The following is a 17207-nucleotide window of genomic DNA, read 5'->3' as shown; positions in this document are numbered from 1 at the left end:
CCGCCGGGGTGAACCGCGGGGATCGGGTTCAGGCTCAGGGCCGGATGTTCCATTCCTCGATCACCGGCCGCCCGTGCTCCAGCGACAGGCGGCACAGCGTTCCGGTCTCCAGCCGGAACAGCCTTCCCTCCCGCGCGGGCAGGCCCAGCCGGCGGGCGGTGAGGACGCGCAGCAGATGCCCGTGGGCCACCAGCAGCACATCGCCCTGCTCCAGCGCGCCCGTGACCCGGGCCAGCACCCGGTCGGCCCGCTCGCCCACCTGCTCCGGCGACTCGCCGGGCAGCTCGGGCCCGGGGGGCACCCCGTCCGTCCACAGGTCCCAGCCGGGCCGGGTGCGGCGGATCTCGGCGGTGGTGACGCCCTCGTAGCCGCCGTAGTCCCACTCGCGCAGGCCGGGATCGGTCTCGAAGCCGGTCAGGCCCGCCAGTTCGGCCGTGCGGCGGGCGCGCAGCAGCGGACTGCTGAGCACCAGCGCGAAGCGCCGGTCCGCCAGCAGCGGCGCGAGTGACCGGGCCTGCTCCTCCCCGGCGGGGGTGAGCGGCAGATCGGTGCGGCCGGTGTGCCGGCCCGACCTGCTCCACTCCGTCTCCCCGTGCCGGGCCAGCAGCAGGTCCCCCACGGCCCGCTACGCCTTCTTCGCCGCGTCGACCGTCTCGACGGCGTGACCGCCGAACTGGTTGCGCAGCGCCGCGACCATCTTCATCTGGGGCGAGTCGTCCTGCCGGGAGGCGAACCGGGCGAACAGCGAGGCGGTGATCGCCGGCAGCGGCACCGCGTTGTCGATGGCGGCCTCCACCGTCCAGCGGCCCTCGCCCGAGTCCGCGGCGTAGCCGCGCAGCTTCTCCAGGTGCTCGTCCTCGTCGAGCGCGTCCACCGCGAGGTCCAGCAGCCAGGAGCGGATGACGGTGCCGTCCTGCCAGGAGCGGAACACCTCGCGCACATTGTCCACCGAGTGCACCTTCTCCAGCAGCTCCCAGCCCTCGGCGTAGGCCTGCATCATGGCGTACTCGATGCCGTTGTGGACCATCTTCGCGAAGTGCCCGGCGCCGACCTTCCCGGCGTGCACATAGCCGTACGGGCCCTCCGGCTTCAGCGCGTCGAAGACCGGCTTCAGCCGTTCCACGTGCTCCCGCTCGCCGCCGACCATGAGGGCGTAGCCGTGCTCCAGGCCCCAGACGCCGCCGGAGACACCGGCGTCCACGAAGCCGATGCCCCGTGCCGCCAGCTCCTTGGCGTGCTTCTCGTCGTCGGTCCAGCGGGAGTTGCCGCCGTCCACCACGATGTCGTCGTGCTTGAGCAGGCTCGCCAGCCGGTCGATGACCTGCTGGGTGGGGCCGCCGGCGGGGACCATCACCCACACCGCGCGCGGCCGGTCGAGCCGGTCCACGAGCTCGGCGAGGCTGGGCACGTCGCTGATTTCGGGGTTGGTGTCGTATCCGACGACGGTGTGGCCGGCGTTGCGGAGGCGCTCGCGCATGTTGCCGCCCATCTTGCCGAGACCAACAAGACCGATCTGCATGTCAGTTCACTTCCTGAGTTCACGGTAGGCGGCCACCTCGGCGGCCGGGGACGGACCGAGGCCGGGTACGTGCGTGCCTTCGGTGAGGGCGGGATCCTGGCACGGTGCGGGCGCGTCACCGGGTGACACGCCCGTCCGCGCGGTGAGGTCAGGCATGTGCGGGCACCTTCTCGTCCCGGCCGCGCAGGGCGACGGCGTACATCTCGTCCGCGTCCAGGCGCCGCAGCTCCTCGGCGATCAGCTCGGACATGGGGCGGACCTTCAGGGCCAGCCGGCGGGAGGGCTGGCCCGGCAGGGACAGCGTGGCCAGCGGGCCCTCCGGCCGGTCGATGACGATCTCGCCGTCGACCGTGCCGAGCCGGACGCCCGTGACCACCGGGCCGGCCGTCTCCACCCGCTCCACCGGCACCTGCAGCCGGGCCTCCAGCCAGCGGGCGAGCAGCTCCGCGCTGGGGTTGTCGGGCTCGCTCTCCACGGCGGCCGAGGTCACCTTCAGCCGGGCCTGGTCGAGTGCGGCGGCCAGCAGCGAGCGCCAGGGCGTCAGCCGGGTCCAGGCGAGATCGGTGTCGCCGGGCGCGTAGGTGCGGGCGCGGTTCTCCAGGGTCTCGAGGGCGTGCTCGGCCGCGTACAGGTCGGTGATGCGCCGCTGGGCCAGTGCGCCCAGCGGGTCGCGGGAGGGGTGCTCGGGGGCGTCCGCGGGCCACCACACCACCACCGGGGCGTCCGGCAGCAGCAGCGGCAGCACCACCGAGTCGGCGTGCTGCGACACCTCGCCGTAGGTGCGCAGCACGATGGTCTCGCCGGTGCCGGCCTCCGACCCGATGCGGACCTCGGCGTCGAGACGCGGGTGGGTGCGCTCGCGCGGGGTGCGGGCGTGCCGCTTGATGACCACCAGGGTGCGGCAGGGGTGCTCGTGCGAGGCCTCCTCGGCGGCCTTGATCGAGTCGTAGGCGTACTCCTCGTCCGTGACGATCACCATCGTCAGGACCATGCCCACCGCGGGGGTGCCGATGGCGCGGCGGCCCTGCACCAGTGCCTTGTTGATCTTGCTTGCCGTGGTGTCGGTCAGGTCGATCTTCATGGCCTGCGCCAGCTCCGTCCGTCTCGTGCGAGCATCTCGTCGGCTTCCGCGGGCCCCCAGCTGCCCGCCGGGTACTGCGCGGGTGTGCCGTGCGACGCCCAGTACTCCTCGATCGGGTCGAGGATCCGCCAGGACTCTTCCACCTCCTGATGACGGGGGAACAGGTTGGCGTCCCCCAGGAGGACGTCGAGGATGAGCCGTTCGTAGGCCTCGGGGCTGGTCTCGGTGAACGACTCGCCGTAGGCGAAGTCCATCGTGACGTCCCGGATCTCCATGGACGTGCCCGGCACCTTGGAGCCGAACCGCACCGTCATGCCCTCGTCCGGCTGGACGCGGATCACGATGGCGTTCTGCCCGAGCTCCTCGGTGGCCGTGGTGTCGAAGGGGGAGTGCGGCGCCCGCTGCAGGACGACCGCGATCTCGGTGACCCGGCGGCCCAGCCGTTTGCCGGTGCGCAGGTAGAAGGGGACGCCCGCCCAGCGGCGGTTGTCGATGCCCAGCTTGATCGCGGCGTAGGTGTCGGTCCTGGAGCCCGGGTCGATGCCGTCCTCCTCCAGATAGCCGCGCACCTTGGTGCCGCCCTGCCACCCGCCCGCGTACTGCCCGCGCACGGTGCAGCGGCCCAGGTCCTTCGGCAGCCGGACCGCTCGGAGCACCTTCAGCTTCTCGGTGAGCAGCGCGCCGGCGTCGAATGCGGCCGGTTCCTCCATTGCGGTGAGGGCGAGCAGCTGGAGCAGGTGGTTCTGGATGACGTCGCGGGCGGCGCCGATGCCGTCGTAGTAGCCGGCCCGGCCGCCGATGCCGATGTCCTCGGCCATGGTGATCTGGACATGGTCCACATACGACCGGTTCCAGATCGGCTCGAACATCTGGTTGGCGAAGCGCAGCGCCAGGATGTTCTGGACGGTCTCCTTGCCCAGGTAGTGGTCGATCCGGAAGACCTGCTCCGGATCGAACACCTCGTGCACGATGGCGTTGAGCTCCTCGGCGGACTTCAGGTCGTGGCCGAAGGGCTTCTCGATGACCGCCCGGCGCCAGGAGCCCGCCGGCGTGTCCGCCAGGCCGTGCTTCTTCAGCTGCTGGACCACCTTCGGGAAGAACCTCGGCGGCACCGAGAGGTAGAAGGCGTAGTTGCCCCCGGTGCCCTGCATTCGGTCCAACTCTTCCATGGAGGAGCGCAGTTGCTTGAACGCCGAGTCGTCGTCGAAGTCGCCCGGGATGAAGCGCATGCCCTCGGAGAGCTGGTGCCAGACCTCCTCGCGGAAGGGGGTGCGGGCGTTCTCCTTGACCGCGTCGTGCACCTCCTTGGCGAAGTCCTGGTCCTCCCAGTCCCGGCGGGCGAAGCCCACCAGCGAGAAGCCCGGCGGCAGCAGACCCCGGTTGGCCAGGTCGTAGACCGCGGGCATCAGCTTGCGGCGGGAGAGGTCGCCGGTCACCCCGAAGATGACGAGCCCGGAGGGGCCCGCGATCCGGGGCAGCCGGCGGTCCGCCGGATCCCGCAGCGGATTCGACCGTCCGGCCGCCGGGGGTGCGGGCGGCGCCGCTCCGTCCCTGCCCGGCTCCTGGGTCGTCTCGTCGGTCATCGGGTGTCAACTCCCCTGTCGTCCAGCGACTTCGTCACCGCCTTCAGCCCGAAGGCGCCGTCTGTCCATTCCCGGCACGATCAGCTCCTCCCGTACAGGGTGTCCCGGTATGCCGGATCCTTCACTTCCGGGTTTGATCGCCGGACCCGGGGCGGGAGTCATATGTGACCGAGAGATCCGATATGTCTCATATGTTCAGACTCTAGCGCCGGACCGCACCCGGAACCCGTCCGGACCACCCATGACCTGGGGCGATGCTCCGTCCGGGCGGCGCAGAGCCGTCGGCGCGGGTGAAGGTCCGGGAGAGCCGTGGGGGCGGATGGACGGTTACGCACGCAGGTAAATGCGCATGACAGAGGGCTCCACCTCGTGGATGGAGCCCTCTGCCGTCGCGCCGGGCCGGACGGCCCGCCGGGTCAGTGAGCGAAGGTGAACCAGTTGACGTTGACGAAGTCCGCGGGCTGCCCGCTGCTGAAGGTCAGGTACACGTCGTGCGTACCGGTGACGGGACTGATGTTCGCCGGGACGGTCCGCCAGGACTGCCAGCCGCCCGTGTCGGCGATGGCGAAGCTGCCGACGGGCGCGTTGCTCCGGCTGTCCAGGCGCACCTCGACCAGTCCGCTGATGCCGCTCCCCGCGCCGCTGGCGACCCTGGCCGAGAACTGGCGGGCCGGGGTCGAGCCGAACTTCACGCCCCTGAACTGCAGCCAGTCGCCGTTGGCCAGCGCACCTACGTTCTGCCCGCCGCCGGAGTCCGAGGTCGTCTCCGTCATCGCGCCCGACTGGGCGTCGTAGGACTCGGCCTGGATGGTGCCGTAGGCGTCACGGTCACCGGCGGGCGGGTCGGTGTTGCCGCCACCGCCGGTGGTCAGCACCTGGACGTAGTCCACCAGCATGGAGTGTCCCGGCTGGGTGTTCGCGTCCGGGCCGCCGCCGAAGGCGTCGGGGAAGCCGCCGCCCATCGCCACGTTGAGGATGATGTAGAAGCCGTGGTCCGTGGCGTTCGACCAGGTGGTGGCGTCCACCTGGTTCTCCCGGACGGTGTGGAAGTTGTTGCCGTCGAGGTAGAAGCGGATCTCCTCCACGCTGGTCGAGCGGTCCCACTCCATCCGGTAGGTGTGGAAGCCGGCCTGACAGCTCGTGCCCTGACAGGTGGTCGAACCGCCGATGCCGCTGGTCTCGTCGCACGGACCGCCCGGCGACGTGCCGCAGTGCATCGTGGCGAACACGGTGTTCATGCCCTGCGTGTTCTCCATGATGTCCAGCTCGCCGACGCTCGGCCAGTTCCAGTAGTTGCCCCGGTAGGGGGCGCCCAGCATCCAGAACGCGGGCCAGTAGCCCCTGGCCGCCGCGCCGGTGACATCGGGCACCTGGATGCGGCCCTCGACGCGCATCTTGCCGCCGGACGGGGGCTGGAAGTCGGTGCGGTTGGTCTCGATGCGGCCGGAGGTCCAGTTGCCGGCGCCGTCGCGGCGCGGGGTGATGCGGAGGTTGCCGTTGCCGTCGAGTGAGACGTTCTCCGTGCTGGAGGTCATCGTCTCGATCTCGCCGGTGCCCCAGTTGGCGGGGCCGCCCGGGTAGCCCTTGCCGGTCGCGTACTGCCAGCGCGAGGTGTCCACACCGCTGCCGGCCGGGCCGTCGAAGTCGTCGACGAAGACCTGGTTCCAGCCCGAGGGGGGTGGCGGCGCGGAGGCACTGGCGGACGGGGTGGCGACGGCCGCCGCGGCCGCCGCGAGGCCGAGCGTGCTGACGACCGCGACGAGCGCGCGCCGCACGGACCGGGGTCTTCTGCGCGAGGTGCGGGGGGATCCGGAGGTGTCACTCATGTGGGGGTGCCTCTCGGGTGGGGATGGCCGTAATGAGGGGTGCCTCGCGGGGCGCGCTCGCGGCGCGGATCCGTCCCGGTCGTCCACGCCGCTCTGAGAGCGCTCTCACGGTGTCGTCAATGTGCTCCGTGGTCTCTCGGCCGTCAAGAGGTGTAACAGAGAATCTCCTTGCGGGCGGGACGAGTTCACCTCATGAACGCCGCGAAAGGGGCAACCCGTTGGTGTCCGTGTCGGGGAGGCGGGGGCGCGCCTCCCCGATCCGGGGGCGGGGAGGCCGGTGTGTCGGCGGGGAGACCACGGTGCGTCGCCGGGGCCGAAGACAGACGGCCGCCGGGGCCGAAGGCAGAGGGCAGGGCGCGTCGCCGGGCCCTTCGGCGGGGAGACGGACCGCGGCGCCCGGGGGGACGGTCCCCCGGGCGCCGCGTGCGCACCAACGCCGCTCGGCCGGCAGCACACCCGCTCCTCGGCTGCTCAGACCTTCTCCGGTACCGGCGCCCCCGCCGTGTGCCCCTCCTCGCGGAGCCCGAAGCGGGCGTGAGCCCGGCGCAGGGGTGCCGGCGCCCACCACGCGCGGCGGCCGAGGAGCGCCATCGAGGCCGGGACCAGCAGCATCCGCACCACGGTCGCGTCGATCAGCACGGCCAGGGTGAGGCCGAGGCCGATCTGCAGGATGGGGGAGAAACCGCCCGTCATGAAGGCGCCGAAGACGACGGCCAGCAGCAGCGCCGCGCAGGTGACCACCCGGCCGGAGCGGCGCAGACCGGTCACCACGGCCTCCCGCTCGTCCCCGGTCTCCTGCCGAGCCTCCCGCATCCGCGCCAGGATGAACAGCTCGTAGTCCATGGCGAGCCCGAACGCGATGGCCACGATCAGCGGCGGCGCGGTGAGGCTGAGCGCACCCAGGCCCTCGGCGCCCAGCAGGCCGGCCAGATGGCCGTCCTGGAAGACCCACACCACCACGCCCAGCGCGGCCGCCAGGCTCAGCAGCGTCGTCGCGATGGTCCGCAGCGGCAGCAGCACCGAACCGGTGAAGGCGAACAGCAGCAGCAGGATGCCGCCGAGCACGGTCACCACCGCCCAGGGTGCGCGGTCGGCGAGCATGGCGCGGAAGTCGACCAGCCGGGCCGCCGTCCCGGTGACGTCGACCGGTGCGTCGCCGCGCACCTCCCGCACCCGCTTCACCAGGTCGGTGGCCGCCGCGCCGTCGGCCTCCCCGGACGGCCGCATCTCGATCACCCGTGCGCCGCCCGGCAGTTCACGGGTCACGGCGGTCGGGGACAGGGCGCGGATCCGCTCCGCCGTCGCCGCGTCCGTGCCCGGCTCGACCACGACACTCACCGGTGACACCCCGGTGCCGGGCGGGAAGTGGTCGCCGACGGTGTCGTACAGCTGCCGCGCCTCGGTGTTCGCGGGCAGCTGCCGGGCGTCTCCGACGCCGATGCGCATGCCGGTCACGGGCAGCGCCAGCACCAGCAGTGCCGGGACGACCACCGCGAGCACGGCGATCCGGCGCCGGGCGGCGAACGCGGCGATCCGCCCGAACAGCCGTCCCTCGGTGCCCTTCGGGCGTGCCTTCGCCGGGGCGATCCGCCCGCCGAACCGGGCCAGCAGCGCGGGCAGCAGGGTCAGCGCGGCCAGCATGTCGACCACCACCACCGCCGCGACCGCCAGGCCCATGCTGCGCAGGAACACACTCGGGAACACCAGCAGCCCGGTCAGGCTGACCGCCACCGTCAGCCCCGAGAACAGCACCGTCCGCCCCGCCGCGGCGACTGTGCGGTGCACCGCCTCCGCCACGTCCTCGGTGGTCCGGCGCTCCTCGCGGAACCGCACCAGCATCAGCAGCGCGTAGTCCACGGCGAGCCCCAGCCCCAGCATCGTCGTCACCTGGATGGCGTACACGGAGATGTCGGTGACCTCGCTGAACGCGAACAGCGCCAGGAACGCCCCCGCGATACCGCTCACCGCCACCAGCAGCGGCAGCAGCGCCGAGCGCAGCCCGCCGAAGACCACCAGCAGCAGCGCGAGCACCACCGGCAGGGAGATCAGTTCGGCGTTCCGCACGTCCTCCTGCGCCCGCTCACCGAGCTGCTCCCCGAGCAGCGGGCCACCGCTCACCCGTACCTGGGGTGCGTCGATCTCCTTGATGCGGTCGGCCGCCGCGTGCAGCGTCCGTTCCTCGGCGGCGTCGTCCAGCCCGCCCGCCAGGGTGACGGAGACCAGCAGGGCCCGTCCGTCCTCGGCGGTCAGCCCGCGGGTGGTGTACGGGTCGGGCACGGCGGCAACCCCGGCGATCCTCCGCAGGTCCGTCACCGCCTGCTCGACCTCGGCCCGCAGCGCCGGGTCGCGGACGGGGGTGCCGGCCACCACACCGGTGATCGAGTCGCCGACCGGATCCGCCCGGTCCAGATACTCGGCGGCCGACTGGGACTCGGTCCCCGGGATCTCGGCCACATTGTCGGACAGCCGAGCGAACACGCCGGTGCCGAGACCGAACCCCAGCAGCAGGAACAGCCCCCAGAGGAGCATCACGGTCAAGGGGCGGCGGGTGGCCGCCCGGGCGAGTGCGAGTAGCACGGTCCCCTCCCGGCGAGTCTTGGTTCGCTGTCGCCCTCAGACTCCTGCGGAAAGGGGTGTCGCCGGATCGCCGACGGGAGCGGTTCACGAGCCTCGCCCTTCCGGGGGAGAAGCGGCGTCGGGCCTCGCCCGTACGAGGGAGAACCGCCCGGTGTTCCGCTCGTACAGGGGGGACCGGCCCCCGCCGCACCCCGTCACAGGGCCCGGAAGGGGCCGGCGGGATGGAGGAACGAGTCAGGGAGAACCGGGTGTGATCAGCCCCGACTCGTAGGCGCAGATCACCGCCTGCACCCGGTCCCGGAGACCGAGCTTGCTGAGCACATTGCTCACATGGGTCTTGACGGTGTGTTCACTGACGAACATCGTCTTCGCGATCTCCGCGTTGGACAGGCCCCGCGCCAGCAGGCGCAGCGTCTCCGTCTCCCGCGCGGTGAGGGCGTCGAGGCCGTGCGGGGCGGACGCCGCAGCGGCGGACTGCTCCCTGCGGCGCCGCACCAGGTCGGCGATCAGCCGCCGGGTCACCGTCGGCGCCAGCAGCGACTCACCGCCCGCGACCACCCGCACCGCGTGCACCAGATCGTCGCGGCGCACGTCCTTCAGCAGAAAGCCGCTGGCGCCCGCGTACAGCGCCTCGTACACGTACTCGTCGAGGTCGAAGGTGGTCAGCATGACGACCCTGCAGTCCGACTCGGCACACACCCGCCGGGCCGCCTCCAGGCCGTCCATCACCGGCATCCGGATGTCGAGCAGCAGTACGTCGGGGGAGTGCCGGCGCACCGCGGCCACGGCCTCCTCGCCGTCACCGGCCTCGGCGACCACCTCGATGTCGTCCTGGGCGTCCAGGATCATGCCGAACCCGGCCCGCACCAGCTCCTGGTCGTCGGCGACGACCACCCGGATGCTCACCCCGGACTCACCCGAGGGCCGTGAACCGGCCGGCGGGCACGGGCAGCCGTACGGTCACCCGGAAACCCCCGTCCGGACCGCTGCCGGTCTCGGCGGTGCCGCCGCAGGCGGCCGCCCGCTCCCGGAGCCCGATCAGGCCGTGCCCGCCGCCGGACACGGAGGGCCCCCGCCCGTCGTCGGTCACCGTGAGCCTCACCCAGTCCTCCGTCCAGTCCAGTTCCACGGTCGCGCAGGTAGCGTACGCGTGCTTCACCGTGTTGGTGAGGGCTTCCTGGACCACTCGGTAGAGGGCGACCTCGGTGTCCGGCGGCAGCGGGCGCGGCTCGCCGCGGGTGCGCAGCTCGGTGCGCAGGCCCGCCGACTCCCCGACCCTCCGCACCAGCCCCGGCAGGGCGTCCACCCCCGGCTGCGGCAGCCGTCCGGATTCCTCGTCCGGCCGCTCCTCCTTCAGCACGCCGAGGATCCGGCGCAGCTGGGACATCGCGTCCCGGCCGGCCGCGGCGATGGCGTCGAACGCGGCCTCCGCACGCTGCGGGTCCTTGCGCACCACCACGGGGCCCGCCTCCGCCTGAACCACCATCAGGCTCACCGCGTGCGCCAGGATGTCGTGCATGTCCCGGGCGATCCGGGCCCGCTCCTCGGCTTTCGCCCGCGCGGTGTCCGCGGCCCGCTCCCGCTCCAGCCGGTACGCCCGGTCCTCCAGTTCCGCGGTGTAGGCCCGCTGGACGCGCGCCAGCATGCCGAGCGCGTAGGCGGACACCACGCTCATCAGCTGGAAGGCGTACTCGTAGGCCCGCACGTCCGCCTTGTGCTGCATGGTGACGACCACGCCGATCAGCCACCCCGCCAGCATCAGCCTGCGCTCCCAGCGCCTGCCCCGGGCGGCCAGCGTGTAGAGCACGACCATCCCGCCGTACATCACCTCCGGCGGCGGCGCGTGGTACACGGCCTGGGCCGGGGTGGCCACCGACACCACGCACGCGGTGGTGAACGGCGCCCGCCGCCGCCAGACGAGCGGGACGGCGGTCGCGGCGGCGATCAGCCAGCCCTGCCAGGTCAGCGGATGGCCCCGGCCGGAGGGGAAGATCCACTGCAGGGACACCGCGAACAGCACCAGCGCGGCGAGCCCCGCGTCCACGGCGTACGGGTTGGCCGTACGCCACCGGGCGACGACGGGCGTCAGGACGTTCCGCAGCGACATGACCGGCTCCTCGGGGCGGGGGCGGCTCCAGTATCACGAGCGGCTTGCCGGGCCGTCCTCACCGACGAGAGGGATATCCGGGGGGAGAGGCGACCGGGAGGGGATGCCCCCGAGGCGTGCCGGTCCGTACCCGCCCGCCGGGGAGGCGGCGGCGCGTTAGGGTGCAGGGCGGTGACGTGAACAGGGCCAGGAGGGTGCGTGGCGTGCGACTGGTGATCTTGGGCGGTGGCGGTTTCCGGGTGCCGCTGGTGTACGGGGCCCTGCTCGACGACCGCGCCGAGGGGCGGGTCACCGAGGTCGTGCTGCACGACGTGGACGCCGGGCGGCTCTCCGCGGTGCGCCGGGTGCTCGCCGAGCAGGCCGCCGGCCGCCCCGACGCCCCCGGCGTGACCGCCACCACCGATCTCGACGAGGCGCTGCGCGGCGCCGACTTCGTCTTCTCCGCGATCCGCGTCGGCGGCCTGGAGGGCCGGGCGCTGGACGAGCGGATCGCGCTCGCCGAGGGAGTCCTCGGCCAGGAGACGGTCGGCGCGGGCGGCATCGCCTACGGCCTGCGCACCGTGCCCGTCGCCGTCGACATCGCCCACCGGGTGGCCCGGCTCGCCCCCGACGCCTGGGTCATCAACTTCACCAACCCGGCGGGCCTGGTCACCGAGGCCATGTCCCGCCACCTCGGAGACCGTGTCATCGGCATCTGCGACTCGCCGGTCGGCCTCGGCCGCCGCATCGCCCGGGTGCTGGGCGCCGATCCGGGACAGGCGTGGATCGACTACGCGGGCCTCAACCACCTCGGCTGGGTGCGCGCCCTGCGGGTCGGCGGACGCGATCTGCTGCCGCGTCTGCTCGCCGACCGGGAACTGCTCGGCTCCTTCGAGGAGGGGCGGCTGTTCGGTGCCGAGTGGCTCCAGTCCCTCGGCGCGATCCCCAACGAGTACCTGCACTACTACTACTTCAACCGGGAGACCGTCGCCGCCTACCGGGATGCCGAGCGCACCAGGGGCGTCTTCCTCCAGGACCAGCAGTCCCGCTTCTACGCCGAGATGGCCGACCCGCACGCCCCGGCCCTGGAGCTGTGGAACCGCACCCGCGCCGAGCGCGAGGCCACCTACATGGCCGAGAACCGTGAGGCCGCGGGCGCCGGCCACCGCGACGAGGACGACCTGTCGGGCGGCTACGAGAAGGTGGCCCTCGCCCTGATGCGGGCGATCGCCCGCGACGAGCGCACCACCCTGATCCTCAACGTCCGCAACCGCGGCACCCTTTCCGTCCTGGACGCCGACGCCGTGGTCGAGGTGCCCTGCCTGGTCGACGCGAGCGGCGCGCACCCGGTCACCGTCGACCAGCTGGCGGCCGACGCGGCCGGACTGGTGTGCGCGGTCAAGGCGGTCGAGCGTGAGGTGCTGGCCGCCGCCGAGTCGGGCTCCCGCGGCACGGCCGTGAAGGCCTTCGCGCTGCATCCCCTCGTCGACTCGGTGAACGTCGCCCGCCGCCTCGTGGACCGCTACACGGCCGCACACCCCGGGCTGTCCTACCTGACGTAGGGGGCTCCGCTGCCGAAGCAGGGTCTCCGCGACCGCTGCGGCGAGGTGTCCGGTCATCGGCCGCCGCACGCTTCGGGCCGGCCGGTCGCCCCCCGTGACAGCGGCCGACCGACCCGAGTCCCCCGTTCCCCCTGGCGCTTCCCCCGGCGCCTCGCACTCTTTAGAGCCCCAGGCAGGCAGCCTGATACACCCCTGGCGAAAAAATTCTGGGAAGAATCTCCGGGCGCGTCGGCGGACGGCCGCCGTGGCTCCCGGGGCACCTACGCCGGGAAGCGCGACGACGACTGGGAGGGGACCGCGGGCAGCGGGGCGCGCGGGGACGGAACGGCCGGGGAAGGCGGGGCCGCCAACTCGGAGCCGTCCGTGCGCTGGTGGGGGAGGGTGACCGGGCGGAGCGGGCGAGGGCCGGCGACCACCGTGTAGTCCTGGCCGAGGAACGGCGGCGTGATCTCGCCGGGGTCGTCCCCCAGCGCGAGACGGACCGCGGCCCAGGGCACGTTCACCCCGCACAGCGCCAGCTGGTGCAGTCCGCCCGCCGGGCGGGTGTTGACGTCCATCAGCACCGGCCGGTCACCCAGCATCCGGAACTGGATGTTGGACAGGTGGTGCAGGCCGAAGCCCTCCGCGATCCGCCGGGCGGGTTCCAGCCACTGCTCGTGCAGGGTGAAGCCCCGGCGCCGGCCGTTCTTGGTGCGGCCGATCGCCAGCCGGATCCGGTTGTCCGGCCCGGTGAGGCAGTCCACCGACACCTCCGGCTGCTCCAGGCGCGGCATGACCAGCCAGTCCACCGGCTCCTCGGCCCGCCGCACCGCGTCCAGCACCAGGTCCAGGGGCACATGCGGGCTCGGGAAACCGCCGAGCTGCGCCATCGAGAAGGGGGCGCGGGTGATCACCCGGAAGCCGACGCCGCCCGCACCGGAGGCCGGCTTGAAGCAGGCGCGGTGTCCCTGCGCCTCCAACGCGTCCACCGCGGCGAGCAGTTCGTCCGCGGACCGGACCCGCCACCACGGCGGCACGGGCACTCCCAGGGCCTGGACGGCCTCGTAGGCGATGACCTTGTCCTGGAAGACGGCCACCGCCTCCGCCGGCGGGGCGAGCAGGGCCGTGCCGACGGCCTCGAACTCGGCGCGGTGCGCCACGATCGCCGCCTGGTGCAGCCGGGGCACGAACACGTCGATGCCCAGGCGCGCGCACTGTGCGAGCGCGTACTCCACGTACGCCGCCGGGGACAGCCCCTCGGGCTCGAGTCCGGCGGTGTCGGCGGCGGCCAGCACGGGGGAGTCGGGGTCGCCGTGCGTGGCGTGGATCTCGACCGCGCGATCGCTGGGATTGCGTCGCAGCTGATCCATGAAGAACACGTTCTCCGCGTACGTTCGGTTGAGCCAGATGCGCACGCGAGAGACCATGCAGGCCGCCTTTCATGGTGTGCGGGCAGGGCTCGAGGGCCCGTGCTCGGGCAGAGGGAAGGAAGGGTCACCGAACCGCCCCGGGCGAGGGGCATCCGAGACGGTGGTGGTGTCGGCCAGATCATAGGGCCTCGGCACCGGCCCGGGTGCAACGCGTGTGTTACGTCTGGCCCCGGAGCCACTTGTTCCCGGCCCGCCGGATGTGATCTCGTGTCAGTGTTCGAGGGGGCCAGGATCGAGCGGTTTGCGGGGGGCGACCAGTGGCGGCGAGGGCCGGCGGGGGCGGGGGACAGCTGTGGGCCGTCAGCGACCTGCACATCAGCTACCCGGAGAACCGTGAACTCGTGGAGCGGATGCGCCCCGAGTCGGAGGACGACTGGCTGATCGTCGCGGGCGACGTCGCGGAGACCGCCGACCAGATCCACTGGGCGCTCGAGACGCTCGCCGGGCGCTTCGCCCGGGTCGTGTGGGCGCCCGGCAACCACGAGCTGTGGACCCATCCCGGCGACACCCTCACCCTGCGCGGCACCGCCCGCTACGAGCACCTGGTGGACCTCTGCCGTGACCTCGGCGTGCTCACCCCCGAGGACCCGTACCCGGTGTGGGACGGTACCGGAGGACCGGTCGCCGTGGCGCCGCTGTTCCTGCTGTACGACTACTCGTTCCTGCCGGCCGGCTGCCGCACCAAGGAGGAGGGCCTGGCCTACGCGCACGGAACCGGCGTGGTCTGCACCGACGAGTACCTGCTGCACCCCGACCCGTACCCGAGCCGGGAGGCCTGGTGCCGGGCACGGGTCGCCGCGACCGAGCGCAGGCTCGAGGAGATGCCGGACGACCTGCCGCTGGTGCTGGTCAACCACTACCCGCTGCACCGGCACCCCACCGAGGTTCTGTGGTACCCCGAGTTCGCCATGTGGTGCGGCACCACACTCACCCATGACTGGCACCGCCGTTTCCCGGTGCACACCATGGTCTACGGCCACCTCCACATTCCCCGGTCCACCCGTCAGGACGGCGTCCTCTTCGAGGAGGTCTCCGTGGGCTACCCCCGGGAGTGGCGCAAACGGCCGCAGCCGCCGGGCCGGTTGCGCCGGATCGCACCGAGGGAGGACGAGCGCCGTTGATCGAGGAGTTGCTGCCGCAGACGGTGGTGGTCGTGGAGGCCCGCGGCGACGAGGGCACCGACGCCCCGCTGTTCCCGGAGGAGGAGGCGCTGATGACCAAGGCGGTCGCCAAGCGGCGCCGGGAGTTCACCGCCGTACGGGCCTGCGCCCGCCGCGCCATGGAGAAGCTCGGCGTGCCCGCGCAGCCGGTGCTGCCGGGAGAGCGCGGCGCCCCCGGGTGGCCGGACGGGCTGACCGGCAGCATGACCCACTGCACCGGTTACTGCGCCGCGGCCCTGGTCCGCGCCCGCGACCTCGCCTCGGTGGGCATCGACGCGGAGGTCCACGGGCCGCTGCCCGACGGGGTGCTGGACGCGATAGCCCTGTCGGCCGAGGCGGAACACGTCGGCCGGCTCGCCGCGAATCGGCCGGAGGTGCACTGGGACCGGCTGCTGTTCAGCGCCAAGGAGTCGGTCTACAAGGCGTGGTTCCCGCTCACCGGAAAGTGGCTGGACTTCAGCGAGGCGGACATCCGGCTGTACGCCGGGCCCGCAGATCCCTCCGGTCCGGCGGGGGGTGGACGCGCCCGGGGCACCTTCCGTGCGGAGCTGCTCGTCCCCGGTCCCATGGTGGGAGGGCGCCGCATCGGCGGCTTCGAAGGGCGCTGGGCCGCGGAGGGAGACCTGATCGCGACCGCGATCGCCGTGCCGGGCGAGTGAACCGCCGTCCTCCGTCGAGTGGTTCACTCGCGCGGCACCCGACGTCGGGTCACGCCTCGGGGCACCAGTCCCGCAGCATCCGGAAGAACTCCTCCTCGTTGCCGGTCAGTCCGGCGCGGGCCAGCGCGGCCTCCGCCTCCTCCAGCACGGACGGCGGCACCAGGGGCGGCCTGGCCGTGCCGGGCGGGCCGCTGCGCGTGTCGAAGGAGGCGCGCACCGTGTGCAGCAGCCGCAGATAGGCCTGGACGGCGGTGCGCTCGCGGTCGGTCAGTACGGCGGTGGGCATCGCTCGGCTCTCCCCGTTTCTCGGTCGAAGGTCCGCGCCCCGGCAGGGGCCACGCACCTCCAGCTTGCCGCCCACCACTGACAATCGGCCGTCGCCGCAGGCCGGATCGCCCGTCCTCGCAGGCCGGATCGCCCGTCCGGCCCAGCGGTCTTCTCCGACCGGTGACGCCGGAGGGGGACTCCCCTCAGTTCTCGGGCCCTCAGCTCTTGGGCCCGAGATACCCCAGGGACACCTCGATACGCCCCGCCAGATGATCGCGCTGTACGGGACCCCGGAGCGACGAACCCGCCAGCCAGGTACGGCACTTGCTGGCCAGGAGCAGCCCGAAGGTCTCGGCCTCCTTCTCCTCGGACTGGTCGAAACGGGTCCGCGCGGCGACCGTCTGGACGGTCGCGCGCAGGGCGTCCTCGTCGTAGCTGTCGTTCAGTAAGCGGGTCGCCACCTCTGCGCCCGCGACATGGTGGCCGTGGTGCCCCGCCATCATGTGCCACAGCTCATGACCCAGGATCACCAACTGGTGGTCCGGAGCGGTGCGTTCCTCGATCACCACCAGATCCTGGTCCGCCATGTCGAGCCACAGCCCGCTCGCCGTGCCGGCCGGGAACGCGGCCGTGCGGAACAGCACAGGACGGCCCCGGCGTCTGCTCATCGCCTCGCACAGCGCGGCGTACAGGTCCGTGGGCCGCGCCGGGACCGGAAGCGTCAGTTCCCCGACCAACTCGCCGCACAGGCGGCGCATCTCCCTGCCGATGCCCACAGTTCTCCCCAGGTCAGGACTCGGGCCGCTGGACGCTCTCCAGGAGCATGTCCAGCCACTCCGCGACCTTGTCGCGGTGCTGGTCGGTGGGCAACTGCGCGGCCCGCCAGGCGATGCCGCGCACCCCGTGGTTCTGCAGCAGCCGCTCCAGCGGGTCGCTCTGCGCCTCTGCGGCCGCCTTCTTCTCGCGGTCCGCGAGCTTCTGCAGCAGATCCTGTTCGGTCTGCTGGAGTGCGCTCGCCAGGGCCTCCGGGTCCTCCGCGGTGAGGAAGCCCGCGTGCACCCGGAAGAACCGCTGGATGGCGTCGCAGTGCTCCATCGTGGGCCGCCGGTCGCCATTGATCAGCGCACCCGCCTGCTGCCGCGACATGCCCGCGCCGTCGGCGATCTCCTGCTGGGTGTACTTGCGTCCGTTCGGCTTCAGCCGGGTGCGGCGCAGCAGATCGAGGCGCTGCACGAACCGGGCCTGCACATCGGGCTCGCCCGCGGGACGGCCGCTCAGCAGCGCCTTGACCACGGGCTCCGGGACGCCGGAGGCGACGGACAGCCGACCGATGTCGAAGACCTCGGAATGCGGCACGCCGAGCCGGTCGGCGAGTGCGGTGACGCGGGCGACGACCGCGGACAGCACGGCCATCGGCGCGGTGCCCGGATCCTCGAAGCCCTCACCCGTCACCGACAGATCTCCTATGTCTCTCACAG

The 17207-nt window shown here is 72.7% G+C and carries 15 protein-coding genes; 3 read left to right on the top strand and 12 right to left on the bottom strand.

Features of this window, described 5'->3' with window-relative positions; translation table 11 throughout:
• Positions 1–34: 34 nt before the first annotated feature.
• From HCJ93_RS06735 to HCJ93_RS06700, 8 genes are all read right to left on the bottom strand, one after another.
• Complete coding sequence (locus tag HCJ93_RS06735; protein ID WP_167992000.1) at positions 35–619, bottom strand: histidine phosphatase family protein; 585 nt, start codon at positions 617–619, stop codon at positions 35–37.
• A gap of 6 nt (positions 620–625) precedes the next feature.
• Positions 626–1519 (bottom strand): phosphogluconate dehydrogenase (NAD(+)-dependent, decarboxylating), encoded by an 894-nt coding sequence (gene gnd, locus HCJ93_RS06730; RefSeq protein WP_167991999.1) that lies wholly within the window; start codon positions 1517–1519, stop codon positions 626–628.
• 148 nt (positions 1520–1667) lie between these two features.
• Complete coding sequence (gene opcA / locus HCJ93_RS06725) at positions 1668–2600, bottom strand: glucose-6-phosphate dehydrogenase assembly protein OpcA (RefSeq protein WP_167991997.1); 933 nt, start codon at positions 2598–2600, stop codon at positions 1668–1670.
• The gene (zwf, locus tag HCJ93_RS06720) at positions 2597–4183 is read right to left on the bottom strand and encodes a glucose-6-phosphate dehydrogenase (RefSeq protein ID WP_240967473.1); all 1587 of its coding nucleotides are present in this window, start codon (positions 4181–4183) and stop codon (positions 2597–2599) included. The genes opcA and zwf overlap by 4 nt, the downstream gene beginning before the upstream one ends.
• A 416-nt stretch (positions 4184–4599) precedes the next feature.
• On the bottom strand, positions 4600–6009 hold the full coding sequence (locus tag HCJ93_RS06715; RefSeq protein ID WP_167991996.1) for a glycoside hydrolase family 16 protein: 1410 nt from the start codon (positions 6007–6009) through the stop codon (positions 4600–4602).
• Positions 6010–6480: 471 nt separating this feature from the next.
• Positions 6481–8586, bottom strand: a complete 2106-nt coding sequence (locus HCJ93_RS06710; RefSeq protein ID WP_167991994.1) for an MMPL family transporter — start codon at positions 8584–8586, stop codon at positions 6481–6483.
• 234 nt (positions 8587–8820) lie between these two features.
• Positions 8821–9492, bottom strand: a complete 672-nt coding sequence (locus tag HCJ93_RS06705) for a response regulator (RefSeq protein ID WP_167991993.1) — start codon at positions 9490–9492, stop codon at positions 8821–8823.
• 7 nt (positions 9493–9499) lie between these two features.
• Positions 9500–10693 carry a sensor histidine kinase gene (locus HCJ93_RS06700; protein ID WP_167991991.1) on the bottom strand — a complete coding sequence of 398 codons (1194 nt, stop codon included), beginning with the start codon at positions 10691–10693 and terminating at the stop codon, positions 9500–9502.
• 203 nt (positions 10694–10896) lie between these two features.
• On the opposite strand from HCJ93_RS06700, the gene HCJ93_RS06695 reads away from it, so the two are divergent.
• Positions 10897–12234 (top strand): 6-phospho-beta-glucosidase, encoded by a 1338-nt coding sequence (locus HCJ93_RS06695; protein ID WP_167991989.1) that lies wholly within the window; start codon positions 10897–10899, stop codon positions 12232–12234.
• Positions 12235–12494: 260 nt separating this feature from the next.
• On the opposite strand, the gene HCJ93_RS06690 is transcribed toward HCJ93_RS06695, so the two are convergent.
• Positions 12495–13640, bottom strand: a complete 1146-nt coding sequence (locus HCJ93_RS06690) for an ATP-grasp domain-containing protein (RefSeq protein ID WP_167991987.1) — start codon at positions 13638–13640, stop codon at positions 12495–12497.
• 260 nt (positions 13641–13900) lie between these two features.
• Here HCJ93_RS06690 and HCJ93_RS06685 point away from each other — a divergent pair, with 260 nt between their 5' ends.
• Together HCJ93_RS06685 and HCJ93_RS06680 are read left to right on the top strand one after the other, a co-directional pair.
• Positions 13901–14764, top strand: a complete 864-nt coding sequence (locus HCJ93_RS06685; RefSeq protein ID WP_167991985.1) for a metallophosphoesterase family protein — start codon at positions 13901–13903, stop codon at positions 14762–14764.
• Positions 14761–15462: a 4'-phosphopantetheinyl transferase family protein gene (locus tag HCJ93_RS06680; RefSeq protein ID WP_167991984.1), complete on the top strand. Its 702-nt coding sequence runs from the start codon at positions 14761–14763 to the stop codon at positions 15460–15462. The genes HCJ93_RS06685 and HCJ93_RS06680 overlap by 4 nt, the downstream gene beginning before the upstream one ends.
• Before the next feature lie 49 nt (positions 15463–15511).
• Here HCJ93_RS06680 and HCJ93_RS06675 read toward each other — a convergent pair whose 3' ends face one another.
• From HCJ93_RS06675 to HCJ93_RS06665, 3 genes are all read right to left on the bottom strand, one after another.
• A complete protein-coding gene (locus HCJ93_RS06675) occupies positions 15512–15748 on the bottom strand; it encodes a hypothetical protein (protein ID WP_167991982.1) in 237 nt (78 codons plus the stop codon).
• 199 nt (positions 15749–15947) lie between these two features.
• On the bottom strand, positions 15948–16487 hold the full coding sequence (locus tag HCJ93_RS06670) for a toxin-antitoxin system, toxin component (protein ID WP_167992152.1): 540 nt from the start codon (positions 16485–16487) through the stop codon (positions 15948–15950).
• Positions 16488–16518: 31 nt separating this feature from the next.
• Positions 16519–17181 (bottom strand): helix-turn-helix domain-containing protein, encoded by a 663-nt coding sequence (locus tag HCJ93_RS06665; RefSeq protein ID WP_373563560.1) that lies wholly within the window; start codon positions 17179–17181, stop codon positions 16519–16521.
• Positions 17182–17207 lie beyond the last annotated feature (26 nt).

It is taken from the genome of Streptomyces composti, assembly GCF_012034205.1.
Classification (GTDB): Bacteria; Actinomycetota; Actinomycetes; order Streptomycetales; family Streptomycetaceae; genus Streptomyces; species Streptomyces composti.
This window is presented reverse-complemented; position numbering and strand designations above follow the sequence as displayed.

Coding starts and splice junctions, on each gene's coding strand:
- gnd (WP_167991999.1), bottom strand. CDS start 1,519: ATGCAGATCGGTCTTGTTGGTCTCGGCAAGATGGGCGGCAACATGCGC.
- opcA (WP_167991997.1), bottom strand. CDS start 2,600: ATGAAGATCGACCTGACCGACACCACGGCAAGCAAGATCAACAAGGCA.
- zwf (WP_240967473.1), bottom strand. CDS start 4,183: ATGACCGACGAGACGACCCAGGAGCCGGGCAGGGACGGAGCGGCGCCG.
- HCJ93_RS06715 (WP_167991996.1), bottom strand. CDS start 6,009: ATGAGTGACACCTCCGGATCCCCCCGCACCTCGCGCAGAAGACCCCGG.
- HCJ93_RS06700 (WP_167991991.1), bottom strand. CDS start 10,693: ATGTCGCTGCGGAACGTCCTGACGCCCGTCGTCGCCCGGTGGCGTACG.
- HCJ93_RS06690 (WP_167991987.1), bottom strand. CDS start 13,640: ATGGTCTCTCGCGTGCGCATCTGGCTCAACCGAACGTACGCGGAGAAC.
- HCJ93_RS06675 (WP_167991982.1), bottom strand. CDS start 15,748: ATGCCCACCGCCGTACTGACCGACCGCGAGCGCACCGCCGTCCAGGCC.
- HCJ93_RS06670 (WP_167992152.1), bottom strand. CDS start 16,487: ATGCGCCGCCTGTGCGGCGAGTTGGTCGGGGAACTGACGCTTCCGGTC.